The organism is Amycolatopsis sp. NPDC057786, assembly GCF_042797905.1.
In the GTDB taxonomy this organism is placed as follows: domain Bacteria; phylum Actinomycetota; class Actinomycetes; order Mycobacteriales; family Pseudonocardiaceae; genus Amycolatopsis.
On record NZ_JBHVKW010000051.1, the window covers coordinates 26,227 to 48,084 of the forward strand.

General features: G+C 69.6%; 21 protein-coding genes. 4 read left to right on the plus strand and 17 right to left on the minus strand.

Features of this window, described 5'->3' with window-relative positions:
• Nucleotides 1–15: 15 nt before the first annotated feature.
• Both ACFVM3_RS24220 and glmS read right to left on the minus strand, forming a co-directional pair.
• The gene (locus ACFVM3_RS24220; protein WP_378441956.1) at nt 16–1,455 is read right to left on the minus strand and encodes an NAD(P)H-hydrate dehydratase; all 1,440 of its coding nucleotides are present in this window, start codon (nt 1,453–1,455) and stop codon (nt 16–18) included.
• A gap of 14 nt (nt 1,456–1,469) precedes the next feature.
• The gene (gene glmS / locus ACFVM3_RS24225) at nt 1,470–3,332 is read right to left on the minus strand and encodes a glutamine--fructose-6-phosphate transaminase (isomerizing) (protein ID WP_378441958.1); all 1,863 of its coding nucleotides are present in this window, start codon (nt 3,330–3,332) and stop codon (nt 1,470–1,472) included.
• 171 nt (nt 3,333–3,503) lie between these two features.
• On the opposite strand from glmS, the gene ACFVM3_RS24230 reads away from it, so the two are divergent.
• A complete protein-coding gene (locus ACFVM3_RS24230; protein ID WP_378441959.1) occupies nt 3,504–4,328 on the plus strand; it encodes a dienelactone hydrolase family protein in 825 nt (274 codons plus the stop codon).
• 48 nt (nt 4,329–4,376) lie between these two features.
• On the opposite strand, the gene ACFVM3_RS24235 is transcribed toward ACFVM3_RS24230, so the two are convergent.
• The 5 genes from ACFVM3_RS24235 to ACFVM3_RS24255 form a co-directional block, all read right to left on the minus strand.
• Nucleotides 4,377–4,913, minus strand: coding sequence for a hypothetical protein (locus tag ACFVM3_RS24235; RefSeq protein WP_378441961.1), 537 nt, complete (start codon nt 4,911–4,913; stop codon nt 4,377–4,379).
• 28 nt (nt 4,914–4,941) lie between these two features.
• Nucleotides 4,942–7,329 (minus strand): hypothetical protein, encoded by a 2,388-nt coding sequence (locus ACFVM3_RS24240; protein WP_378441962.1) that lies wholly within the window; start codon nt 7,327–7,329, stop codon nt 4,942–4,944.
• Complete coding sequence (locus ACFVM3_RS24245) at nt 7,326–7,640, minus strand: hypothetical protein (RefSeq protein WP_007031081.1); 315 nt, start codon at nt 7,638–7,640, stop codon at nt 7,326–7,328. Before ACFVM3_RS24245 ends, ACFVM3_RS24240 begins: the two co-directional genes overlap by 4 nt.
• Before the next feature lie 138 nt (nt 7,641–7,778).
• Nucleotides 7,779–8,084, minus strand: a complete 306-nt coding sequence (locus ACFVM3_RS24250; protein WP_233611199.1) for an acyl carrier protein — start codon at nt 8,082–8,084, stop codon at nt 7,779–7,781.
• Nucleotides 8,074–9,735 (minus strand): fatty acyl-AMP ligase, encoded by a 1,662-nt coding sequence (locus ACFVM3_RS24255; RefSeq protein WP_378441965.1) that lies wholly within the window; start codon nt 9,733–9,735, stop codon nt 8,074–8,076. Before ACFVM3_RS24255 ends, ACFVM3_RS24250 begins: the two co-directional genes overlap by 11 nt.
• A gap of 50 nt (nt 9,736–9,785) precedes the next feature.
• Between ACFVM3_RS24255 and ACFVM3_RS24260 the strand changes: the two genes are divergently transcribed.
• The gene (locus tag ACFVM3_RS24260) at nt 9,786–10,718 is read left to right on the plus strand and encodes a cytochrome P450 (protein ID WP_378441966.1); all 933 of its coding nucleotides are present in this window, start codon (nt 9,786–9,788) and stop codon (nt 10,716–10,718) included.
• A 4-nt stretch (nt 10,719–10,722) separates the two neighbouring features.
• Here ACFVM3_RS24260 and ACFVM3_RS24265 read toward each other — a convergent pair whose 3' ends face one another.
• The 6 genes from ACFVM3_RS24265 to rplM all read right to left on the minus strand — a co-directional run bounded on the left by ACFVM3_RS24265 (nt 10,723) and on the right by rplM (nt 16,541).
• The gene (locus ACFVM3_RS24265) at nt 10,723–11,208 is read right to left on the minus strand and encodes a hypothetical protein (protein WP_378441968.1); all 486 of its coding nucleotides are present in this window, start codon (nt 11,206–11,208) and stop codon (nt 10,723–10,725) included.
• 12 nt (nt 11,209–11,220) lie between these two features.
• Nucleotides 11,221–13,587, minus strand: a complete 2,367-nt coding sequence (locus ACFVM3_RS24270; RefSeq protein ID WP_378441970.1) for a WXG100 family type VII secretion target — start codon at nt 13,585–13,587, stop codon at nt 11,221–11,223.
• On the minus strand, nt 13,587–13,895 hold the full coding sequence (locus ACFVM3_RS24275) for a type VII secretion target (RefSeq protein WP_126736594.1): 309 nt from the start codon (nt 13,893–13,895) through the stop codon (nt 13,587–13,589). The genes ACFVM3_RS24270 and ACFVM3_RS24275 overlap by 1 nt, the downstream gene beginning before the upstream one ends.
• A gap of 84 nt (nt 13,896–13,979) precedes the next feature.
• Entirely contained in the window at nt 13,980–15,314 is a 1,335-nt protein-coding gene (gene glmM, locus ACFVM3_RS24280) for a phosphoglucosamine mutase (RefSeq protein ID WP_378441972.1), read from the minus strand.
• A gap of 256 nt (nt 15,315–15,570) precedes the next feature.
• Complete coding sequence (gene rpsI / locus ACFVM3_RS24285) at nt 15,571–16,074, minus strand: 30S ribosomal protein S9 (protein WP_034304312.1); 504 nt, start codon at nt 16,072–16,074, stop codon at nt 15,571–15,573.
• A 14-nt stretch (nt 16,075–16,088) separates the two neighbouring features.
• Nucleotides 16,089–16,541 carry a 50S ribosomal protein L13 gene (gene rplM, locus ACFVM3_RS24290; RefSeq protein WP_005166833.1) on the minus strand — a complete coding sequence of 151 codons (453 nt, stop codon included), beginning with the start codon at nt 16,539–16,541 and terminating at the stop codon, nt 16,089–16,091.
• 276 nt (nt 16,542–16,817) lie between these two features.
• On the opposite strand from rplM, the gene ACFVM3_RS24295 reads away from it, so the two are divergent.
• Nucleotides 16,818–17,708, plus strand: coding sequence for a hypothetical protein (locus ACFVM3_RS24295; RefSeq protein ID WP_378441974.1), 891 nt, complete (start codon nt 16,818–16,820; stop codon nt 17,706–17,708).
• A 59-nt stretch (nt 17,709–17,767) separates the two neighbouring features.
• Entirely contained in the window at nt 17,768–18,499 is a 732-nt protein-coding gene (locus ACFVM3_RS24300; RefSeq protein WP_378441976.1) for a DUF4333 domain-containing protein, read from the plus strand.
• Nucleotides 18,500–18,622: 123 nt separating this feature from the next.
• On the opposite strand, the gene ACFVM3_RS24305 is transcribed toward ACFVM3_RS24300, so the two are convergent.
• From ACFVM3_RS24305 to ACFVM3_RS24320, 4 genes are all read right to left on the minus strand, one after another.
• Nucleotides 18,623–18,907, minus strand: a complete 285-nt coding sequence (locus ACFVM3_RS24305; protein WP_063275124.1) for a WXG100 family type VII secretion target — start codon at nt 18,905–18,907, stop codon at nt 18,623–18,625.
• A 52-nt stretch (nt 18,908–18,959) separates the two neighbouring features.
• Nucleotides 18,960–19,280 carry a WXG100 family type VII secretion target gene (locus tag ACFVM3_RS24310; RefSeq protein ID WP_378441978.1) on the minus strand — a complete coding sequence of 107 codons (321 nt, stop codon included), beginning with the start codon at nt 19,278–19,280 and terminating at the stop codon, nt 18,960–18,962.
• A gap of 232 nt (nt 19,281–19,512) precedes the next feature.
• Nucleotides 19,513–19,875, minus strand: a complete 363-nt coding sequence (locus tag ACFVM3_RS24315) for a hypothetical protein (RefSeq protein ID WP_378441979.1) — start codon at nt 19,873–19,875, stop codon at nt 19,513–19,515.
• A gap of 12 nt (nt 19,876–19,887) precedes the next feature.
• On the minus strand, nt 19,888–21,828 hold the full coding sequence (locus tag ACFVM3_RS24320; RefSeq protein WP_378441981.1) for a type VII secretion-associated protein: 1,941 nt from the start codon (nt 21,826–21,828) through the stop codon (nt 19,888–19,890).
• Between the last annotated feature and the right edge of the window lie 30 nt (nt 21,829–21,858).

The window sequence follows — 21,858 nt, forward strand, 5'->3', positions numbered from 1 at the left end:
AGGTCGGGGCTCTGGTCAGGAGGTCAGGGAGCGCACGGACCGGATGGCATCCGGGACGGCGCCGAGGATGCCGGAAGCCGAGGTCGGGGCGCCGTCGGCGGCGAGGGAGCCGGCTAGGGAATGGACGTGCGCGGCCGCGCCGGCCGCCAGCCACGGATCCAGCCCCGAAGCGAGCAACGCGCCGACCAGACCGGACAGCACGTCCCCCGAACCCGCCGTCGCGAGCCACGACCCTCGCGGCGTGTTCACCAGTGCCCGCCCGTCCGGCGCCGCGACCACCGTGCAGTGCCCCTTCAACAGCACGACGGCGTCGTACTTCCGCGCGGCCGACCGCGCCGCCGCGACCCGGTCCGCACCCGGCGGCGCGCCCATGAGCCGCTCGAACTCCCCCGCGTGCGGCGTCAGCACGAGCGGCGTGTCCGGATCGCGCGCGTCGAGCACGTCGGGCGAACGCGCGATGATCGTCGTCGCGTCGGCGTCCGCGCACACCGGCACGCCGCGGCCGAGCACGAACCGCAGCACGTCCCGCCCCTCATTCCCGGTGCCGATCCCCGGCCCGACGACCCAGGCCTGCACCCGGCCCGCGTCGGTCACCGAACCCGTCGCGATGATCTCGGGCCACTGCCCGCGCACGACGTCCGCCGCATGACCGGCGTAACGCACCAGCCCGGACGTCGCCCGCACCGCCGCACCGGCCGCGAGCACGGCCGCCCCCGGATAGGTCGCCGATCCGGCGGCCACTCCGACCACGCCCTGGCTGTACTTGTCGTCGTCCGGGCCGGGCATCGGCCACGCGGCTGCGACGTCCGCCGTGTCGAGTCGCCGCAGATCGGGGTCGCTGAGCCGCAGCCCGATGTCCACCAGGGACACCTCACCGCACGACGCGGGCGCGAGGGCGTGCACCGGCTTGAGCGCGCCGAAGGTGACGGTCCGATCCGCCACGACCGCCGGGCCGTCGACGGCGCCGGTGTCCGGATCCACCCCGCTCGGCAGATCGACCGCGAGCACCGGCGAACTCACGTGCTCCAGCAACGCCGCGGCATCCGGCCGCAGCGGCCCGCGCGCCGAGATACCGACGATCCCGTCGACGACGAGGTCGGCTCGCCGGATCCACTGTGGACCGTCCTCAAGGGACACGATCTTGCCGCCGGATCGCTTCAAGGCGGCCAAGCCGGGGCCGTGCGCACGTTCAGGCTTCAGCAGGATCGCCGAGACGGCCACATTGCGGCGACGCAGGAAGGCGCCCGCCCACAGGGCGTCACCGCCGTTGTTACCCGAGCCGACGAGCAGCGTCACCCGTCGCCCGGACACCGAACCCGTGTGCTCGCCGAGCATGTCGGCGGCGTGTACCGCGAGGCCGAACGCCGCGCGCCGCATGAGCTCGCCGTCGGGAGTGACGGCGAGCAACCGGTCCTCCGCCGCGCGAATCCGTTCCGTGGTCCAGATTCCCTGCACGACGCCTCCGGTCTTTACTCGACGGTGACCGACTTCGCCAGGTTACGCGGCTTGTCGACGTCGTACCCGCGCGTGCGGGCGATCTCGGCGGCCAGCACCTGCAGCGGCACCGTGGAGACCAGCGGCTGCAGCAGCGTCGGCACGGCCGGGATCTCGATCAGTTCGTCGGCGAACGGGCGGACGGTCTCGTCGCCCTCCTCCGCGATCACGATCGTGCGGGCGCCGCGCGCCTGGATCTCGCTGATGTTCGACACCAGCTTCGAGTGCAGCACCGCGCGTCCCTTAGGCGACGGCATCACCACGACGACGGGCAGGCCTCCTTCGATCAGCGCGATCGGGCCGTGCTTGAGCTCGCCCGCGGCGAAGCCCTCGGCGTGCATGTACGCCAGTTCCTTGAGCTTCAGCGCGCCTTCGAGGGCGACCGGGAAACCGACGTGACGGCCGAGGAACAGCACGGCCTTCGAGTCGGCGATCCGGCGGCCGAGGTCGCGGACCTGGTCCACAGTGGACAGGACCTTCTGCACCGCGGCGGGCATGGCCTCGAGTTCGGCGAACTCGCGGGCGACCTCGTCCGGGTACTTGGTGCCACGGGCCTGCGCGAGCGCCAGGCCGACCAGGTAGTTGGCCGCGATCTGCGCGAGGAAGGCCTTGGTCGAGGCGACGCCGATCTCCGGACCGGCGTGCGTGTAGAGGACGGCGTCGGACTCGCGCGGGATCTGCGCGCCGTTGGTGTTGCAGACCGCCAGGACGCGGGCCTTCTGCTCGCGGGCGTGGCGGACGGCTTCGAGGGTGTCCGCGGTCTCGCCCGACTGGGAGACGGCGACGACCAGCGTCGCGCGGTCCAGCACCGGGTCGCGGTAGCGGAACTCGCTGGCCAGTTCGACCTCGACCGGCAGGCGGCACCAGTGCTCGATGGCGTACTTGGCGACGAGGCCGGAGTGGTAGGCGGAACCACAGGCGACGACGAAGACCTTGTCGACGTCACGCAGGTCCTGGTCGGAGATGCGCTGCTCGTCGAGGATGATCCGGCCGCCGTCGAAGTGGCCGCGCAGCGTGTTCGCCAGCGCCTCCGGCTGCTCCTCGATCTCCTTGAGCATGAAGTACTCGTGGCCGCCCTTTTCCGCGGCCGAGAGGTCCCAGTCGACCGTGAACGGCTTGGCCTGCGCGGCGTCACCGTGGAAGTCGGTGACCGCGTAGCCGTCACGGGTGATCACGACGAGCTGGTCCTGACCGAGCTCGACCGCCTCGCGGGTGTGCTCGATGAACGCGGCGACGTCGGAAGCGACGAAGTGCTCGCCCTCACCGACACCGACGACCAGCGGTGACGAACGACGGGCGGCGACGATGGTGTCCGGCTGGTCGGCGATGCTCACGACCAAGGTGAACGCGCCTTCGAGACGACGGCAGACCGCGGCGACGCTGGCCGGGAAGTCGCCCTTCGTGTCGCCCTCGGTGTAGGCGCGGGCGATCAGGTGGGCGGCGGTCTCGGAGTCGGTGTCGCTCGCCATCTCGACGCCTTCGGCCTCGAGCTCGGCGCGCAGGGCGGCGAAGTTCTCGATGATGCCGTTGTGCACGACGGCGACGCGCTGGGAGGCGTCGCGGTGCGGGTGCGAGTTGCGGTCGACCGGGGCGCCGTGGGTGGCCCAGCGGGTGTGGCCCATCCCGGCGGTGCCGGTGAAGGCGTCCCTGCCGACGGTGTCGAGCTGGGTCTCCAGGTTGGCCAGGCGGCCCGCTTTGCGCTCGACGTTCAGCGCGCCGACGCCGTCGAGGACGGCGACGCCCGCCGAGTCATAGCCGCGGTACTCCATCCGGCGAAGCCCGCCGATGACGACGTCCAGAGCCGGGCGGTGTCCGACGTATCCCACGATTCCACACACGGCCACCAGCCTAACGACGGAAATTCGGCCCCTTCGCCCGGGCGCCCGCACCTGCGTTTAGCGGGCTAAACGTGACGCTTAGGCACGCTAAGCAGCGCGGTTAGCCCGCTAAAGGCGAACGCCGGGGCGGCGCGCGGGCCGGACGGGGGCGCGGGCAGTAAGGTCACGAGCATGGCCAGCAAGCCCAAGCAGCTGCTCGCGGAGCTGTCTCACCCAGGTCCGCACGAGGTTCTGCGCGGCAACCTCGCCCTGGTCGGACTGCCCGGCGTCGTGTTCACCCCCCGTTCGGGCCTCGGTCTGCCCGCGATCGCATTCGGGCACGGCTGGTTGCAGCCGACCGGGAGCTATCGGCATCTGCTCCGGCACCTCGCGAGCTGGGGCATCGTCGCGGCGGCCCCGGCCACCCAGCGCGGTCCGCTGCCTTCGCACCGGCTGCTGGCAGGTGACCTGCTCACGACACTCGACTTGATCACGACGGTCCGCCTCGGACCGGACGGCATCAGCGTCGACCCGTCGAAACTCGGCCTCGCCGGGCATTCGACCGGCGGCGGTTCGGCGGTACTGGCCGCCGCGCAGGCCGCCGACAACGACGAGCGGCCCGAGATCCGCGCGGTCGCGACCATCACCCCCGCGCAGACGCTGCCGCCGGCGACCGTGTCGGCCCGGTCGGTGACCGCGCCCGGCCTGCACCTCGCGGCGGGCGAAGACCTGGTCGCGCCACCCGTCGGACATGCCGAGGCGATCGCGGACGCGTGGGGCGGACCAGTGCAGCTTCGGAAGCTCGGGAAGTCGTCGCACCTCGGCGTCACCGAGGGCAGGCACTGGAGCCAGCTGTTGCTGCACGGGAAGCCGCACCGCGGGACCCAACAGCTCACGCGGGCGCTGTTCACCGCGTTCTTTCTCACTCACCTGACGGGGACGACGAAGTACCAGCCTCTGCTGGACGCCGACGTCAAACGCGCCCCCATCGAGCTCCAGGACGAACCCGCCGCCTGACGCCCGGATCGCGTTTAGCCCGCTAAACGCGATCCGGGGTGAAGCCGGTCAGTCGACCATCCACGAGTTGTTCGAGAAATCGTCGTCGTCGAATCCCTTGTCGTCACGGGCGTGACGACCGCGGCGACGCGCGGGTGTGCCAGGCTCTTCGGGCGCCGCGGCACTGGGAGCGGGCGTGGGCGCCGCGGGTGGGACGTCCACCGTCGCCGGCATTCCGGGCACCCCCGGCGCGACCGGGAGCGGCGGCGGAGGCGGCACCGGCCGCGACACGTCGGCACGGGCACCGAACTCGGCGAACCGGGCGTCCGGCTTGTCGTCGTCCTCGATGTCGAAGCCGATCGTGTGGCTGCGGTCGGCGGTCGTCTTGCCGGTCAGCCAGCCGCCCGCCTCCTTGCTCCGCTTCCCCAGCTCCTGCATGTGCGCGGCGTACTTGTCGTGGATGGCGGCGTCCTTCTGCATGGTCTCCGCCGCCTGGGCCTTGGCGTCGGCGAGATGCCGCTCCCGCAGCCCGCGCTGCTCCAACTGCTCCGTGATGGCGGCGTCCTGCCTGGACATGGCGGCCGCCAGCCGGTCAACAGCGCTCATCGGTCCTCCCTCGTTCCCCGGCTACCGATCATCGCTCGTAACTGATCGAACGGTCGCCACCCTCGTCGTCGAGCGAGCCGCTGATCCGGCCGCCCGCGCCACTGGTCTCGAAAATGCCACCCTCGACGCGGTACTGGCTCGACCCGCGCTGCGTGTCACCCCCGCCACCACCGGCCGCGCCGCCCATGGCACCCATTCCACCCATCATGCCGCCCATTCCGGCGGACGAGCTCGCGGCACCGGCGTTCGCGGGCGCCGGGTCCATCCCGCCGGGAGCCATCCCGAGACCGCCCTCGGTCCCGGCCGGCTGCGCGCCGCCTCCGGACTGCATGCCCGCTTCGAGTGAACCGGCTTCGTTCAGCGACCCCGACGAACCACCTTCGAGAGGGTTGCCGATCGCGCCTTCGAAGCTGCCGCCGCCGCCCGCGGTCGGCACGGTGCCATCGCCGCTGGAACCCGATGCGCCGCCCGCGCCGGCTTCGGCCCCCGCGGACACCGAAGCGGTCCCTTCGGCGCCGACACCGACCTCGACTCCGCCAGGCGCGCTGAAGCCACCACCACCGCCACCGGGAGGGGCGAGGCCGTCAGCCGGGGCGGGCATGGGACGAACTTCTTCGATCTTGCCGGGCTGCGGGTTGCCGGGGTTCCGGTCGTCGAGGCCGTTCTTGATGTCGTCGGTCTCGAGGGTGTCGCCGGGCTTGAGTTCCTTCTTCTCACCCTTTTCGTCGAGGGTGTAGGTGGTCGGCTCGCCCTTGCCGTCGTCGACGGTCACCACGGTCGGGCCGTTCGGTCCCTGCGGCTGCTCGGCGGTGATCTTGAGGTTGCCGTCCTGGATGTGGATCTTGCCGTCCGGGCCGGGCCGGTAGACGCCGTCGGGACCGGGCTCGCCCTCCTTGACCGTGCCCTTCGGCCCGAACTCGCCGTCCTTGCCCTCTTCGCCGGGCTTGCCGTCCTTGCCCTCTTCGCTCTTCGGGTCGTCGAAGTCGAGCTTGTAGTCCTTCTCGTTACCCTTGCCGTCGTCGACCTTGATGTCCATTTTGCCGTCTTTATCCGGCTCGGTCATCTCGATCTTGTTGTCGCCCTTTTGGACGGTCATGGTGTCCTGACCGTCGATGCCGTCCTTGATCGCCTCGCCCGTCGCCGGGTCGATCGGGTACGGCTTGCCGGTCTCGGGGTCCAGCTCGAGCGGCTTGCCGGTGACCGGGTTCATGCCCTCGGCGGGCTTGTCCTCCGGCTTCGGCGTCTCGGGGACCGACGCGGCGGGCGGCGTGCTGGCGCCACCGCCGCTCCCGCTTCCACCACCGGTTCCGCCGCCCGTACCGCCGCCGGTGTTCCCGCCACCGTTGTTCCCACCGTCGTTGCCGTTGCCCTTACCGTCGTCCGGCGGCGTCGACTTCCCCGACCCGGGCGCGGGGAACGGGTTCGTGTAGTCCTCCATGAACCGCGACAGCTCGTGATACTGCGTGTTGATGGTCTCGGTCGCGTTCTTGCAGAGCTTCTTGAAGTTCTCGAAACGCTCACCGAACTCGGTGGCGAACGAGCCCTTCAGCCACTGCTTCGCGGCCCCGATCGCGTAGTCCTTGTTCTCGTCGTTCAGCTTGCAGTCGTCGTCACGCAGCCGTTCGGCGAGGTTGTTGCCCGGACACGCGGAGTCGAGCCAGTACGCGACGTCCATGAGCTTTTCTTTGGAGTCGACCTTGCCGTTCGCGATCTCGACGACCTGTTTCGCCGTGAACAGCGGCGCGGTGGCGACCTTGTCGACACGCAGCTTCAGTGTTTCGTCGACCTTCAGCTTGAGCGCGCTGTAGATCTTGTCGATGGTCGAGGGCACCAGCTTGATGGCGCCGTCCATCTGCGCGATGAGTTCTTTCGCGTCGGGCTGGATCCGCTGCTCGTACTTGACCTTCGCGGCCGTCGCGCCCTTGCCCTTCCAGTCGTGGAAGAGCGTGGTCAGCGCCGCCGACGCGTCCTTCTGGGTCTGCTCGACGGCTTTCTTCGCGTCGCCGAGATCTTCGACCTCGTCGAACATCTTCTGGAAGTTGATCTCCCGGTTCTCGTGGAACCGGTCCCAGATGTCGGTCTTGTAGCTGATCTCGTAAGGCTTGTCCGGCATCTTGTTCCAGACCTGCTCGGCCCAGTCGGAGAAGAAGTCCAGCGCCGGCTTCCCGAGGTCGAGCACCTGGTCGGATTTGGTGGTGGAACCACCCGCGGCGGGCCGGGACATGGAGTCGAGATCCTTGTCGGCCTGTTTCGTGGCGGCCGCCTGCTTCTTGTCCGCCGCCGCGTTGGCGTCACGCTCGGCGATGGCCTTCTCGTAGGCCTCGTCCCCGCCGAAGAGCAGCTTGTCCTTCGTGCCCTGTGTGATGTACGGGTCGTCGAGGAGGGCTTTCTTCTGCTCCCACGTGTACTTGCTCATTGCGTCCCCGCCTTGTTGGCAGCCGCGGCGTTCGCCTGGTCGGATGAGGTGTAGCGGGTCGACGCGGTGCTGACCCCGCCGGCGAGCTGGGTGAGCTGGCCCGCGTACCCCTTCATCGCGTCGGAAATGGCGAGAATCCCGGTGGCGTAGCCCTTTTGGTAGTCCTTGTGGACCCGGCCGAAGTCGGCGGGCTGGACCTGCGTCGGCCCCACCTTCCCCGCCTCGGACGTCGTGTTCTCAGCTGCGCGCTCCAACGACGTCGACGCCGTGAGCATCGCCTCTGAATCGGCTTTGTAGCCCCCGTCCGGCATGACCGGTGCCCCCTTCGTCCCGCTGTATCCGCCTCGTTGTCCTACCTACGACGCACGCCGGCGGCATCAGGTGCCATCGCATATGCACACAGAATGTACCCACCGGTCATCCGGACCGCAGGGACATTCACACCTTTGCTAACTCAAACGATTTCGGCGCAAGAAGCCTGGTAGACCGCGTTTTCGCGGTTTCGCGCCCGCTTCGATGGCTTCGGCGAGCACGGTGGCCGCGCCGCGGATGTCGACCAGGCGATCCAGCTCGTCGAGATCGATGTCGATGCCGAACTCCACCTCGACCGTCGCCAGGAGCCGGACCCTGCGCCGGGAGTCGACACCCATCTCGGCGAAGGGCGTGTTCTCGTCGATGGTGTCCGGATCGACGTCGAAGGTCTCGCAGACGAGGGCCTTGATCTCGTCGACGTACTCGCTCGCGTCAGCTGCCATGGGGGAATTCTGTCCCATCCGCGGTCCAGTACCGCGTTCTGGCCGCGGAACGCGCGACCTTGCCGCTGGAGGTCCTCGGCAGTCCGCCGGGTTTGACCAGGAAGAAGGCGCGAAGCCGCACGTCGTGCCGCTCGGCGACGGCGCGGGTGGCGGCCCGCGCGATCTCGGCTTCGTCGAAGTCCGGGGCCTTCCGAGCGCGCTCGGCGACCACGACGACACCCTCGCCCTCATCGCCGTCGACCGAGAACGCGGCGACTCGTTCGGGCCCGAGGAGTGGGTGCGCGGCGGCGACCGTCTCCTCGATGTCGTGGGGGCTGTGATTGCGGCCGTCGATGATGATCAGATCCTTGATCCGGCCGGTCACCGACAGCCTGCCGTCGCGGATCATGCCGAGGTCGCCGGTGCGGAGCCAGCCGCCTTCGCCGTCGAGTTCGGCGCCGAACACCTCGGCGGTCGACTCCGGACGGCGCCAGTACCCGGCGGCCACGTTGGGCCCCTTGACCCAGATCTCGCCCATGTCGACTTTAGCGGGCAAAACGCGATCCGGCGGGGGCACGACGCGGACCCGCTGCCCCCTGGGCCGGCCGATCTCGACGATTTCCCGGCCGTCCACTTCGGTCACCACCGGGCCGCCGGAATCGCCGCTGGCGACGTAGACCGTGGCCTCGGCCAGACCGTAGGACGGCCGGAACGCACCCCTCGGGAAGCCGTGGGGTTCATAAGCGGCGAGGAACTCCCGGACGGTCGCCGCCCGGACCGGTTCACTGCCGCTGAGCGCGATCGACACCGTCGACAGGTCGTACTCGGCGCGCTTCGACTCGGGCACGGCCTCGGTCACCAGGTCGTATGCGAAGTTCGGGGCCGCGGTGAGCGTGTTCGGATACGACGACATCAGCAGCAGCCAGCGCTCCGGGCGCCGGATGAACTCCAGCGGCGCGATGAACACCGTCCGGCCGCCGGAGTGCATCGTCCCGGCGAGCAACTGCGCCAGCCCCATGTCGTGGAAGAACGGGATCCAGCCGACGCACGTGGTGCGCTCGTCGACGTCGTAGGCGTCGCAGATCTGCCAGCAGGCGGCCGACAACGCCCGATGCGTGATGATCACGCCCGCTGGTGATCGCGTCGTGCCGGAGGTGTACTGCAGGTAGGCGGGGTCTTCGGGCGCGACCGGCGACGGCGGCGACTGGTCGGCCGGGTCCAGCGGCAGGGTGTCGACGGCGATGATCTCGCGGGGCGCCGGCACCGGCTCGGCCCCGGCGAACTCGGTCAACCGCTCGACCAAGGAATCCGACGTGAGCCAGATGTCGGCGTCGCAGTCGTTCAGGACCCCGACGAGCCGCTCGCGGTGGGCGCGGACGTCCGGCGCGGACAGTGGCACCGCGACAGCCCCTGCGTACAGCGCGCCGAAGAAGGCGACGACGTAGGAGAGGTCTTGCCGCGCCGTGATCGCGACGCGGTCTCCCGGCTGGATCACCTCACGCAGCTTCGCCGCGACAGCTCGGACGTGTACGAGCAGTTCGGCCCAGGTCAGCGTGTCTTCGACGGGCTCGTGCCGGTTCGAGCAGTCGAGGTGCGTGTACGCCGGCCGATCGACGTCGGCGCGTTCGAGCAGGCGGAGCACGAGCGGCGTCCGCAACACTTCCTCGGGCACTTCTGGTGACACTGGCACATCCTCCGGCCGCGCATGGGCATCATACGAACGTGGACGACTTCTTCGTGCTGGACGATCCGGCGGATCGTGTCAAGGCCCTGCGCGACCGCGAGCTCAGCTCGAACCCGGGCGGCGCCGCGGCCGAGACGCCGAACCTCCTGCTGATGGACGGCGCAGACCACCGGCGGCTCCGCGCGGTCGTCAAGGAGGTCATCGCCCTGGTCGAGCCCCTGCCGAACGCCCTGCTCACAGACCTCCGCGTCGCGATTAGCCCGCTAAAGTCGAGTGCGCGCTTCGACCTGGTCGCCGACTTCGCCAGGCCGGTGGCGGCCAGGGTGACGGAGGCGGTGCTGGGCACGGTCGAGCCGCTCGGCGGGAAACTGCTGACGAACCTTTCGGAGACCGCCGCGAATCTGGACGTCTGGTCGGGCGGGCCCGCCGGGGCCGACACCGCCGCGCTCAGGGTCGCGATGTTCTTCCTCAAGGCGACGGCCGTCGAAGGCGGCGGGCTGGCGCTGCTCCGCGAAGCACACGAAGCGGGCCGGATCACCGAAGACGAGCTGATGATCACGCCGGTGATGCTCGCCCACGCGGCGTACGAGAACTCCATGAACTTCCTCGCCCTCGCCGGTCTCGAACTCCTACGCCGTCCAGACGTCCTCGACGACGTACGCGGGCTGATCCACGAAATCGCCCCCACCCGCTTCGCCGCCCGCCGCGTGACCGCGCCGTTCTCCTTGGCGGGCAAGGACTTCACGACCGGAGACAAACTGGCCATCCCGCTGGGCCCCGACGCCGAACTCGCCTTCGGCCTCGGCAAGCACACCTGCCCCGGCTCGCGAGTCGCAATCGCCGAGGGCGAAGCCGCGCTTCGCGCCCTCGCCGAGATCCTGACTCCCGACCACGTCGCCGAGGAGGTCCGGTACAAGCCGCACGCCGTCTTCCACGGCGTCGAGCGGGCCATCGTCGCGCTGCGGACCTGACCGCTCAGGTCGCCAGCCAGTCGGTGTCGGCGAAATCGTCGTCGTCACCCCGCGCGGCGGCCGCCCGCCGGTGCCGCCCGGCCGGACGCTCCTCCGGCACAGGCGGCGGAGGCGGCGGGGGCTGTGGCGGCGCAGGAGCGGACGGAGCAGGCGGCCGGTACGCGATCGGCGGCTCCTCGGCCGTCCGATACCCGGCTCGGCGCTCGTTCTCGGCTTCGTCCTCCTCGAACCCGAAGTCGCCGTCGTCCTCGACCTTCTCGCTGAGCGTCGCCTCGGTCTCCCAGCCGCCCGCGGCCTCCGCGCGCCGCTTCTGCTCGCTTCGGGCCGCGAGCGCCGCGCCCGTCTCCTGCTTGAGCTTGTCGCCCGCGGTCCGGCTCTCCTCGATCGCCTTGGCCGCCCGATTGTCGACCAGGTACATCCGGTCGCCGTTCTCGCGCTCCAGCCCGGCCAGCTTGTGCCGGAGTCTGGCGAGATCCTCCTCAGGATTCACTGACCCCTCCCCCTAGCGGAAGCCGATGACGCCGTCGTCGTCGAGCGAGCCGCTGATCCGGCTGCCCGTCGCCGTCGCGGTGTCGAACAGGCCGCCGTCGACCCGGTATCCGCTGGACGTGCGCTGCTGGTCCTCACCGGCCCCTTGCCCGCCTCCGGCCGCGCCACCGCCCATCATGCCCATGCCGCCCATCATCCCCGCACCGGCCGCGGCCGGATCCTGGGCGCCCCCTCCCGGAGCGGAACCGAGCCCGGACGACGTCGAGGGAGCGGACCCGCCGCCACCGGTTCCGGCCGGATCCGACGTGGCACCGAGACCGTTGTCCTCACCCTCGAACGGGTCGCTCAGCGACTGGGCCGTCGTCGATTCGGAATCACCGTCTCCTGCCGCCGTCACCGGCTCGGCCTGCTGACCGGGCGCGGGTGCTCCGCCGCCGACCCCACCGGACGTGCCGTCATGCGAGCGAACAGCCTGCTCTTCCACAGGCTGCGCCGCGGCGTGCCTTCCGCCCGACTGCGGCGTGGCGTCCGGGCTCGTGTGACGGCCACCCGCGGATTCGTCGTCGCCCAAGGTGTACTTCGACGGCTGTCCCGAACCGTCGTCGACGGTCACCAGCGTCGGCCCGTCGGGACCATTCGGCCGTTCCGCGGTGATCTTGAGGCCGCCGTCCTCGATGTGGATCTTGCCGTCGGGGCCCGGAGTCGCCGGTGGAAGCTGTTCGGCGCCGTCCCGGGGCGCGGGTCCGCCCGCCGCGTCCGGGGTGGCCTTGCCATCGCCGAAGTCGAGGTCGTAGTCCTTGGCCTGGCCGGTGCCGTCCTGGACGGAGATGCCCATCTTCCCGTCGGCGCCGGGCTCGGCCATGGAGATCTTGCGGTCGCCCTGCTCGACCGTCACCGGCTCCGGTCGCACGGTGTCCTTGATCGCCTCACCCGTGCGGGGATCGATCGGATACGGCTGGCCGGTGGCCGGGTCGACGTCGAGCGGCTTGTCCGTGACCGGGTTCTTCTCCTGGCCCGGAACTTCGGGCTTTTCCGGCTCCGGGAGCACGGTGTTGCTCGGCGTCATGCGCCCGGGGCCGCCACCAGCACCGGGCGACGGGCCGCCGCCACCACTGGCGGGCGGGCCGCCACCGCCCTTCTCGACCGGCTTTTCGACGGGCTTCTCGCCGCCGGTTTCCGGGGTCTTGCCCAGATCCGCGAACGGATTCTCGACCACCTGACCGAGCGAATCGAAGTACGCCTTCCACGCGCCGTTGATCGCGTCGCGCGTGTTCTTGCACACCAGCTGGAAGTTCTCGATGTGCTTGCCGAACCAGCCGAGGAAGACGTTCTTCAACCAGGCCACCGCCTGAGGTTTGAGGACCTCGTCGATGGTGCTCTGGTCGATGTCGCCGGCGTCGTCGTTGAACGCGTCCTTGGCTTCGATACTCAGGAATTTGATGCAGTGGATGATGTCGTTCTGGCTACACGAGCCGTCGGCGATGCGGATGATCCGCTCGATGTCCTGCGCCGTCGCACCGTCGATGTTGTCGGTGTACCACTTCTGCAGCCACTCGACCTTCTCGCGGCAGAACTTGCCCACCGAGGCGGTGGTCCGCAGCAGTCCGTCACCCGCGGCCTTGAAGGCTTCGGCGACCTGGCCGGTCTTGTCCGAATAAGCTTTCTGGTAGGCCCTTGCCTGCTCGGCCGCGGCGCCTTCCCAGGTGCCGAGCGAATTCCCCAGCTTTCCGGAGACGTCCTGCGCGGACCCGGTGACGGCCGTGCCGACCGCGGTCAGCTCCTCCGCGCTCGTCTTGAAGAGGTTGAACGGGATGTTGTCCTGCTCGTGGTACAGCCGCTGAAGCTCGCTGAGGGAAACCGCCGCTCCGCCGCCCGCCAGGCCCAGCGCGCGGACGTAGAGCGGGTGGAAGATCTCGTAGACCTTGAACCCCGACAGGCCTGGGACCATGATGTCGTTCGAATTCGCGCAGCCCGGGTCGGTCTCAGTGGCGCGCCCGGCGATCTCCTGGGTCTTCGCCGCGTCCCGGTTCAGCGCGTCGCGATCACCCTGCCGCCCCGCGGCCTGGTTCGCGTCGTACTTCTCGTGCGCGGTCTTGTAAGCCGCCTGGACCTCTACCAGGGAACCGTCATTGACGTTGAGGTCGCCCTCGGTGATCCAGTCACCGTTCATCGACTTGATGTGGTCCCGGAAGCCGTTCCGCTCGGCTTCGCTGGCGAACCCGCAGCTTTCCGGCGTCTCGTCCTCGATGTAGTCGATGTAGTTGAGGGCGAGCTCGCGTTTGGTGTCGCGATCGATGTTCGGGTCGTTGAGGATCTTCTCGACTTCGGCCCGGCTGGGAATGTCGTGCCCGGTGTCGCCACCGACGTCCGCGAGAGGCATCAGTGCTTCCTCATCTCGGCGGCGTTGGAGTCCTCATTGGACTGGTAGAGGTCCTTGGACGCCGCGAGCTTGCGGCCGAACTCGTCCGAAGCCGCGAGATAACTGCGCGCGCACTTCGCCAGGCGCTGGATGCTCGCGGAGTACCCGCTGAAGCAGTCCCCGTGCGCCGGGCCGAAACTCGCCGCGCTCAGGTTGATCTGCTCGACCGCTCCGATCGGCCCTTCGCAGGCCTGCTTGGGCAGGTCCTGCAGGACCTTGGCTGCCTCGTTCAGCTGCGCTGGATCGACCTTGTGCCCTTTACCGGCCACCGTCACCCTCCCCTAGGTATCCGCACACGGAATGTACCGGGCCGGTAACACCGGCGCAGCGACTTGGAGAGATCGTGAGAGGGGTTACGAGGCGGAGGAGACGACTCCCGCGAGCCGGTCGGCGGCCGCCTGTGCGGTGTCGTGCGCGGGAGCCTCGACCATGACCCGGACCAGCTGCTCGGTGCCCGACGGGCGCAGCAGGACACGGCCTTCCTCGCCGAGTTCGGCCTCGACGGCGCCGACGGCGTCGCGGACCGCGGCCGAGACGGCGACCGCCGCCTTGTCCGCCACCGGCACGTTCACCAGCACCTGCGGCAGGCGGTTCATGACCGCGGCGAGCTCGGCGAGCGACTTGCCGGTCGACGCCATGCGGCTCATCACACGCAGCGCGGTGAGGAGGCCGTCGCCGGTGGTCGCGTAGGCGGGAAGGACGACGTGGCCCGACTGCTCGCCGCCGAGCGCGAACCCGCTCGCGCGGAGCTCCTCGAGGACGTAGCGGTCGCCGACGGCGGTGGTGACGAGGTTGATGTCGTGCGCGCGCATCGCCAGGTGGAGCCCGAGGTTGCTCATCACGGTCGCGACCAGGGTGTTCTTGGTCAGCTCGCCGGTCTCGGCGAGGGCGAGCGCGAGGACGGCCATGATCTGGTCGCCGTCGACGAGCTCACCGGCGGCGTCGACGGCGACACAGCGGTCGGCGTCACCGTCGTGCGCGATCCCGAGGTCGGCGCCGTGCTCGACGACGGCGGCGCGCAACGCTTCCGGGTGATTCGACCCACAGTGCTCGTTGATGTTCACGCCGTCCGGGTCGGCGTGGATGGCGATGACCTCGGCGCCGGCCTTGCGGTAAACCTCGGGAGCGGCGAAGGAGGAGGCGCCGTTCGCGCAGTCGACGACGACGCGCAGGCCCGCGAGGGGGTGCGGGGTGGCCGACAGCAAGTGCTCGACGTAGCGGTCACCCGCGTCGGGGACGTCCTTCACCCTGCCGACGCCGATACCGGTCGGGCGGGTGACGGGAGCGGCGAGACCGGCTTCGATCTCGTCCTCGATCCCGTCGGGCAGCTTGTGGCCACCCGCCGCGAAGAGCTTGATGCCGTTGTCGGGCATGGGGTTGTGGGAGGCGGAGATCATCACGCCGAGATCCGCTTCGAGCGCGCCCACCAGGTAGGCGACGGCGGGCGTCGGGAGGACGCCGAGGCGGAGCACGTCGGCGCCCGCAGACGTGAGGCCCGCCACGACGGCGGCCTCGAGCATCTCGCCGCTGGCGCGCGGGTCACGGCCGACGACCGCGACCGGGCGGTGCGAACGGTCGTGGGCGGCGAGGACGCGGGCGGCGCTGGCGGCGAGCGAGAGCGCCAGCTCCGGGGTCAGCTCCTCGTTGGCGAGGCCACGTACGCCGTCGGTACCGAATAGACGTGCCATCTGTCGACCTCCTTGAAAAACCACCACGACAACCTAGCCAGTCCCCCTGCCCGCCCGCCCGCGCCCCCGTCTCGCCTTTAGCGGGCTAATCGCGACGCGCGCGACTTTAGCGGGCTAAACGTGACACGGGTGGGGCGTATGGGGCGGGTGTGACGGGTGGGGCTGGGGGCGAGCGGGGACCGAGGGACCCCGGAAACACGGAAGCGCCCATCCGAGAGACGGATGGGCGCTTCCGCGGGTTGCGCCAGAGGCGCGATCAGCGCTTGCTGTACTGCGGAGCCTTACGGGCCTTCTTGAGGCCGTACTTCTTCCGCTCCGTGGCGCGGGCGTCACGGGTCAGGAAGCCGGCCTTCTTCAGGGCCGGGCGGTCGTCGGCGTCGACCTCGACGAGCGCACGGGCGATCGCGAGGCGGAGCGCGCCGGCCTGGCCCGAGATCCCGCCACCGTGCAGGTTGGCGAAGATGTCGAACGAGTCGGGCTTGTCGACCGTCACCAGCGGCTCACGGATGAGCTGCTGGTGCACCTTGTTCGGGAAGTACTCTTCGAGCGTGCGGCCGTTGAGCTTGAACTCACCGGTACCGGGAACGACGCGCACCCGGACGACGGCTTCCTTACGACGGCCGACGGTCTGGGCGTTGCCACCGGCGGCACGCGACGGGCGCGGGGCGGCGGGGGTCTCGCTGGTCGCGACGGCGTCGCCGACCGGAGCGGTCTCCGTGGTCGCGACAGCCTCGACGGCCTCGGTCTCGGTGCTGGTCACAGACTGTTCCTCACTCACTGCGCGACCTGCGCGATCTTGGTGATCTCGCGCGCCTGCGGCTGCTGCGCGGCGTGCGGGTGCTCGGCACCGGCGTAGACCTTGAGCTTCTTCGCCTGGGCGCGGCCGAGCTTGTTCTTCGGGAGCATGCCCTTGACGACCTTCTCGAGCAGGTGCTCGGGCTTGGTGTCGAGCAGTTCGCCGAAGGAGCGCTTACGCAGACCACCGGGGTAACCGCTGTGCCGGTACGCGAACTTCTGCTCGCGCTTGTTACCGGTGAGCGCCACCTTCTCGGCGTTGACGATGATGACGAAGTCACCGGTGTCCACGTGCGGGGCGTAGGTCGGCTTGTGCTTGCCGCGCAGCAGCGTGGCGACCTCGGTCGCGAGCCGGCCGAGCACGACATCCTCGGCGTCGATCACGTGCCAGGCACGAGTGACGTCGCCGGGCTTGGGGCTGTACGTGGGCAAGGGTCTACCTCGTCGTCAACATTGCGTGTGGGTTCTGTGCGGGCCTAGCGCTTACGCGCCGCAGCGCACAACGACATATGAAGATACCCCCACGCCCGACCCTACTGCGAAGCGGGGGTCGGTCCGGGGTCCCATACTAGGACCGGCGCCCGGCGGGCGCCCCGCAACTGTACCCCGCCGGTGTGGCGGAACCGCCCACGGCATCGTCCTTCGCGGGAGAGGATGAGACGATCCGGACGCGCACCGCGCGCGGGGGACTCGATCAGGGGAACGGCGATGAACAAACGTCCAACGACCATCTTGTGCGTGCTGAGCGCCGTGCTGGCGCTCACCACCGCCTGCGGCCAGGGGCGGGCGGGCACCGCCGTGCCGAAGGGCGACGACGCGGCGACCTACGTCGGCACGAAGTTCGAGACGGCGATGAACAAGCTCCAGGACACCATCGGCCAGCAGCGCGACGTCACCAGCGAGTCGGGTGCCTACTTCCGGTTCGACGAGAAGTACATCCGCAGCACGATCTCCTCGGCCCGCACCGGTTCGCCGGAAGGCAGGGTCAGCCGTCAGCGCTCGCAGAAGAACCCGGACGACAGCATCGACTGGTACACGCCGGCCGAGGGGACCGTCGAGTACGTGTACCTCGGCCCCGTCTACAAGAGCCTCGCCCCGACGCCGTGGGTCTCGATGCCGAAGTCGGAGGCCGGGCTGGCGATCCCGTGCGCCTGGGTCGGGATCATCACCGCCTGCAAGATGGCCGACGCGATCGCCGTGTCGTACAACGCGGACAAGAAGATTGTGAAGGGCGCCAAAAGCCTTCCGGAGAACCGGATCGAGCTGACCGCCGACGTCCCGTTCGGGAAGTTCATGGAGCGGCGGGTGGAGATCCTGCCGGCGTCGATCAGCGGTGCGGTCACGGCCGAGATGAAGAAGGCCCCGGTGCACACCACCGTCTCCCTCAACTCGGACGGGACGCTGAACCAGATCGTGATGGACGCCAAGATCGAGGGCGGCGGGCACAAGATCGAGCTGCGTTACGACTTCCGCTTCACCGGCAAGGCGAGCGCGCAGGACCTGCCCAAGCTGCCCGACGCCTCGCAGATCACCGTGCTGCCGGACAAGGCGGCCAAGGACGACTTCAACCGCCGCTTCAGCGAGTTGAAGGGCGTCTGAGGCATGGCCCGCTTTCGTCCCGACGCCGTGAAGTTCCCGAAGTCCCGAGGTGACCACCGATGAGCCAGCCCCCCGAACAGCAGCCGCAGCAGTGGTGGCAGCCGCCCGCGAATCCCGCGAACCAGCAGCAGGGCTGGCAGCAGGAAGGCCAGGCCACCGGACCGCATGCCGGGCAGTGGCAGCAGAACGACCCGAACGCGGCGACCACTGGTTCCTACACGGGACAGTGGCAGCAGCAGCCCGGCGTCACCGGCTCTTTTTCCGGGCCCTGGCAGCAAACCGGCACTCCCGCGCCAGGGACGGCGTGGCAGCAGCAACAACAGCAACAGCAGCCCGCACCGCAGCAGCAGGATTGGCAGGCACAGCAACAGGTTCCGGGCACTCCCCCGCAGGGACAGTACGGCGGAGGGTTCCAGCCCGCGCAGTCTTCGCAATACGGCGGTCTCGGCGCTTTCGGGACGGAGACGCAGAAACCCAAGGCTTCCAAGAAGACCTTGCTGATCGGCGGGATCGCGGCGGCCGTCGTGATCGCGGGCGGCGTCGGCGCTTGGCTGCTCGGCGCGTTCTCGGGCGACACACTCGACCAGAAGTCGGTCCAGGACGGTGTCGTCCGCGTGCTCAACGAGCACTACGGGGAGCCGGACGTGAAGAACGTGTCCTGTCCTTCCGGCCAGCCGGTGGAGAACGGCACCACGTTCGACTGCTCGATCGATCTTTCGGGGCAGCAGAAGAAGGTCACCGTCCGGGTGCTGAACACCAGCCCGGAATTCGAGGTCGGCGCACCGCACTGACCGCGGACAGGACAAGAAAAGCCGCGACGATCACCGTCGCGGCTTTTCCTTTGACACAAACGAAACGGCGGGCTCGGCATCCGAAGATGCCTGCCCGCCGTTGCTCGTTCGGAGCCGGAAGACTCAGAACAGGCCGGTGACGCCCTGTTCCGTGGCCTGGTAACCGTCGGCCAGCTGCGGCAGCACGCCGGCGACCTGCGCGAGCAGCTGCTTGAGCTCCTCGAACTTGTTGTCCCACTCCTGCTGAGCGGCCATGTACGCGGTCTTCGCGTCACCGTCCCAGGTGTTGACCAGCGGGGACAGGTCGCTCTTCAGCTGCCCGAAGAGGGCCTCCAGCTCGCCACCGGTGTTCTTGCAGTCGTCGGCCGCCGCGTGGATCGTGGCGTAATCGACCTTCATCTCGCCCATGGGTTCCTCCAGTTATCAGAAAAGGTCTTGATTTTGGTGTGGTGTAGCCGAATCAGCCGAGGACGCCGAAGCCCTGGTTGACCGACTTGATGAGCTCCTGCTGCTGCTGCTCGGTCGCGTTGTACTTCGAACCGGCCTGCTCGAGCAGGTCACCGATGTTCTGGAGGGCCTGGTTGAGCCCACGGCCCGCTTCATCGAAGCGCTTCATCACGTTGTTGAACGCGATCGAAGCGTCACCGGTCCAGCCCGCGCGGGTGGACTCGATGTTGTCGCGAAGCTTGCTCAGGTTCTGGTCCATCGAAACGCGAACCTCGGTCACGCGCTTCTCAGCCTGGGTGAACTGCTCAACTGTCCCGGTAAATCCGCCAGCCATGGGAGCTACCCCCTTCGTTCGTGGTTATCCGTACTTGGTGAAGTTCGTTTGGTACGGACCTACGACGGAGACACTGCCACGTCTGGTTCCCTCTTGTCGCTCGTTGGTTTCAAGTAGTTGCTTGCGTTAACGCTCCCGGCGGGAACCGGACGGGGAAACATGGGGCGCGCGGCGCGTTCCGCGCGGAGAAAATGGCTCTCACCACGCGATTTAGCTAATGCACACAGACCGTTCAATCGCCGCGGCTCATGATTCGCGACTGCGAAAAGTCCTCGTCGTCGTCACCCACACGTGGCCGTCTGGGCGCGGGTTCCGGCCGAAGGGGAACCAATTCCGCAGCCGAGGGCAATGCGGGGACCGGAAGACCGGCGCCCACGCGGAACCGTTTCGCGGCGTTCCGGACGGCCGCGGGGGTCGGCGCGGTCTCGCCGCCCGCGAGCCGTCCCTTGCCGAATTGCTTCGCCAGTTCGGCGTTCTCACCCCGGCGGCGTTCGTAGCGCGCCTTGGCCGTGCGGGCGACCTGCCGCGCATAAGTGACCGCGTCGCGCCCTGTACGCGCGAAGTGTTCGGCGGCGGTCTCGGGTTCCGGTGGCATGTGCCTCCCCCTTCAGTTGATGACCACCATCGTCTTGACGACCTGCTCGCAGGCCGCGCTCACGCGTTGTTCGAGCGGCGAGCCGGTGCCGTACTGGCACCCGATGTGGACGCGAGTCTTTCCCTGCACGACGACGTACCAGTCGACGCGTGCGCTCGGCTTGGTCTCGCGGTAGTAGATGACGGTCTTCCCGGCGTACTGCGCGGAGCCGTTGAAGCCGCTGTACTTGTCCGGCTCCTGCCGCGCCAGCGCGGCGAGTTCGTCGACGAGCTTCTGTCTGTCGGCCGTCGCGTCGTAGTCCATCACGTTCTCCTGGGCGACCACGAGATCGTCGCCGGTGAGGGATTCGCTGGGGTGGATCACCACCTGACGCTTGGCGACGCGGTCGTCGGTCTGTGTCCAGTCCGGCGGCGCGATGAAGCGGTAGTCGTACTGGGCGAGGGTGCGGCCCTCCGGCTCGGCCTCCCCGCTGTTGACCGCGAAGAGGATGCCTCCCACGGCCGCCGCGACGGCCACCACGGCCCCGGCGATGATCCAGGGCAGCTTCTTGTTCTTCCCGCCGCTCTCGGCGGCCTTGGGTTCCCTGGCGGGCTCACCCGGCCGCCACGGCGGCGGTGCCGGTATCCCCTGCTGTCCCATCGGAGGCGACGGCGGCCCCTGCCGCGTCGCGTTTAGCGGGCTAAACGCGCTCTGCGGGGGTGGGCCGGGCGGGAACGGGGGGCGCGGGGCCTCGGGACGCCGGTCGGGCGGAGCGGGCGCGGGGCCGCCCCCGGCGCGGGAGACCGCGGAGCCCGCGAGCGAACCCGTCCGGTCCGGGTCGATCAGCACCGCACGCAGGGCACCTCGGGCGACCACGGTCTCCGGCTGGTCCAGTGTCGTCGGTACGACACCGGTCCGCTCGTGCACCAGCCGGGACACCATCGGGATCCGGCTCGACCCGCCCACGAGGAAGATCGCCGTCAGCTGCTTCGGCCGCAGCCCGGAATCGCCGATCGCGGCCACGGTCAGCTCGACCGCGCGGCCGAGCGGACCCGCGATAAGCCGCTCCAGGTCTTCCCGGGTCACATGCGCGTCGGCGAACGGCGGCGGCATCGGGACGTCGGTGTACGCGTGCCGCGAGAGCGTCTCCTTCGCGCCGCGCACGTCCTGCCTCAGGACCCGGCGCCGCCGTCGATCCGTGAGCTCGCGGCCCTCGACGAGCTTCCGCCACTCCGGCGGGTCGGCCGACGACACCAGCGAACCCACGTGCTCCAGGAGCGCCTGATCGACGTCCGCTCCCCCGAAGCTCGGGTCGCCCCGGGTGGCCAGCACCTGGAACCCGGCGCGTTTAGCGGGCGAACTGCGATCCGCTGGGCTGCCGGGCATCCGCTGCACCACGGAGACGTCGACGGTGCCGCCGCCGAGGTCGAGGACCGCCAGCGCGTCGCCCGGACGGCCGCTGAACTCGACGGTGCGCTCGGAATTGAGGTCGGCCGGCGCGAACGTCGCCGCGTGATAGACCGCCGCGGCGACCGGCTCCGGCACGAGCGCGACCTGGCGCGCGAGCCCGCCCGCCGCCTGCCGGAGCAGGCGGGTGCGGGTCGCGCCCCAATCGGCGGGGTGGGTCAGGACGAGCAGTTCGACCTCGGCGTCGCCGGCGAGCCGCCGCGCCTCGGTCACCGCGCGCTTCAGCACGGCGCGGACGACGTCGGTCACGCGCAGGACGTTGTCGCCCAGCAGCAGGTCGCCTTCGTCGATCCGGCGCTTCGGATTCGGCTCGTAGCGCGACGGATCGACCGCCGCCTGCCGTTCCGCCTCCTGGCCGACGAACAACGTCCCGTCCGGCGCGGCGTAGACCGCCGACGACATCAAGGGCTGCCCGTCCACCACGACGACCTGCGGCTCGCGGCCGTTGATCGAAGCGACTACGCAGGTGCTCGATGTCCCGAAGTCCACCGCTACCCGCACTGTCACAAGCCACTCCCGCAGATCGTCGTCGTCACC

Bases quoted from the DNA above. Each gene is read 5' to 3' on its own strand.
- ACFVM3_RS24230 (WP_378441959.1), top strand. From the start codon at position 3,504: ATGGCCAGCAAGCCCAAGCAGCTGCTCGCGGAGCTGTCTCACCCAGGT.
- ACFVM3_RS24235 (WP_378441961.1), bottom strand. From the start codon at position 4,913: ATGAGCGCTGTTGACCGGCTGGCGGCCGCCATGTCCAGGCAGGACGCC.
- ACFVM3_RS24240 (WP_378441962.1), bottom strand. From the start codon at position 7,329: ATGAGCAAGTACACGTGGGAGCAGAAGAAAGCCCTCCTCGACGACCCG.
- ACFVM3_RS24245 (WP_007031081.1), bottom strand. From the start codon at position 7,640: ATGCCGGACGGGGGCTACAAAGCCGATTCAGAGGCGATGCTCACGGCG.
- ACFVM3_RS24250 (WP_233611199.1), bottom strand. From the start codon at position 8,084: ATGGCAGCTGACGCGAGCGAGTACGTCGACGAGATCAAGGCCCTCGTC.
- ACFVM3_RS24270 (WP_378441970.1), bottom strand. From the start codon at position 13,587: ATGCCTCTCGCGGACGTCGGTGGCGACACCGGGCACGACATTCCCAGC.
- glmM (WP_378441972.1), bottom strand. From the start codon at position 15,314: ATGGCACGTCTATTCGGTACCGACGGCGTACGTGGCCTCGCCAACGAG.
- ACFVM3_RS24295 (WP_378441974.1), top strand. From the start codon at position 16,818: ATGAACAAACGTCCAACGACCATCTTGTGCGTGCTGAGCGCCGTGCTG.
- ACFVM3_RS24300 (WP_378441976.1), top strand. From the start codon at position 17,768: ATGAGCCAGCCCCCCGAACAGCAGCCGCAGCAGTGGTGGCAGCCGCCC.
- ACFVM3_RS24305 (WP_063275124.1), bottom strand. From the start codon at position 18,907: ATGGGCGAGATGAAGGTCGATTACGCCACGATCCACGCGGCGGCCGAC.
- ACFVM3_RS24310 (WP_378441978.1), bottom strand. From the start codon at position 19,280: ATGGCTGGCGGATTTACCGGGACAGTTGAGCAGTTCACCCAGGCTGAG.
- ACFVM3_RS24315 (WP_378441979.1), bottom strand. From the start codon at position 19,875: ATGCCACCGGAACCCGAGACCGCCGCCGAACACTTCGCGCGTACAGGG.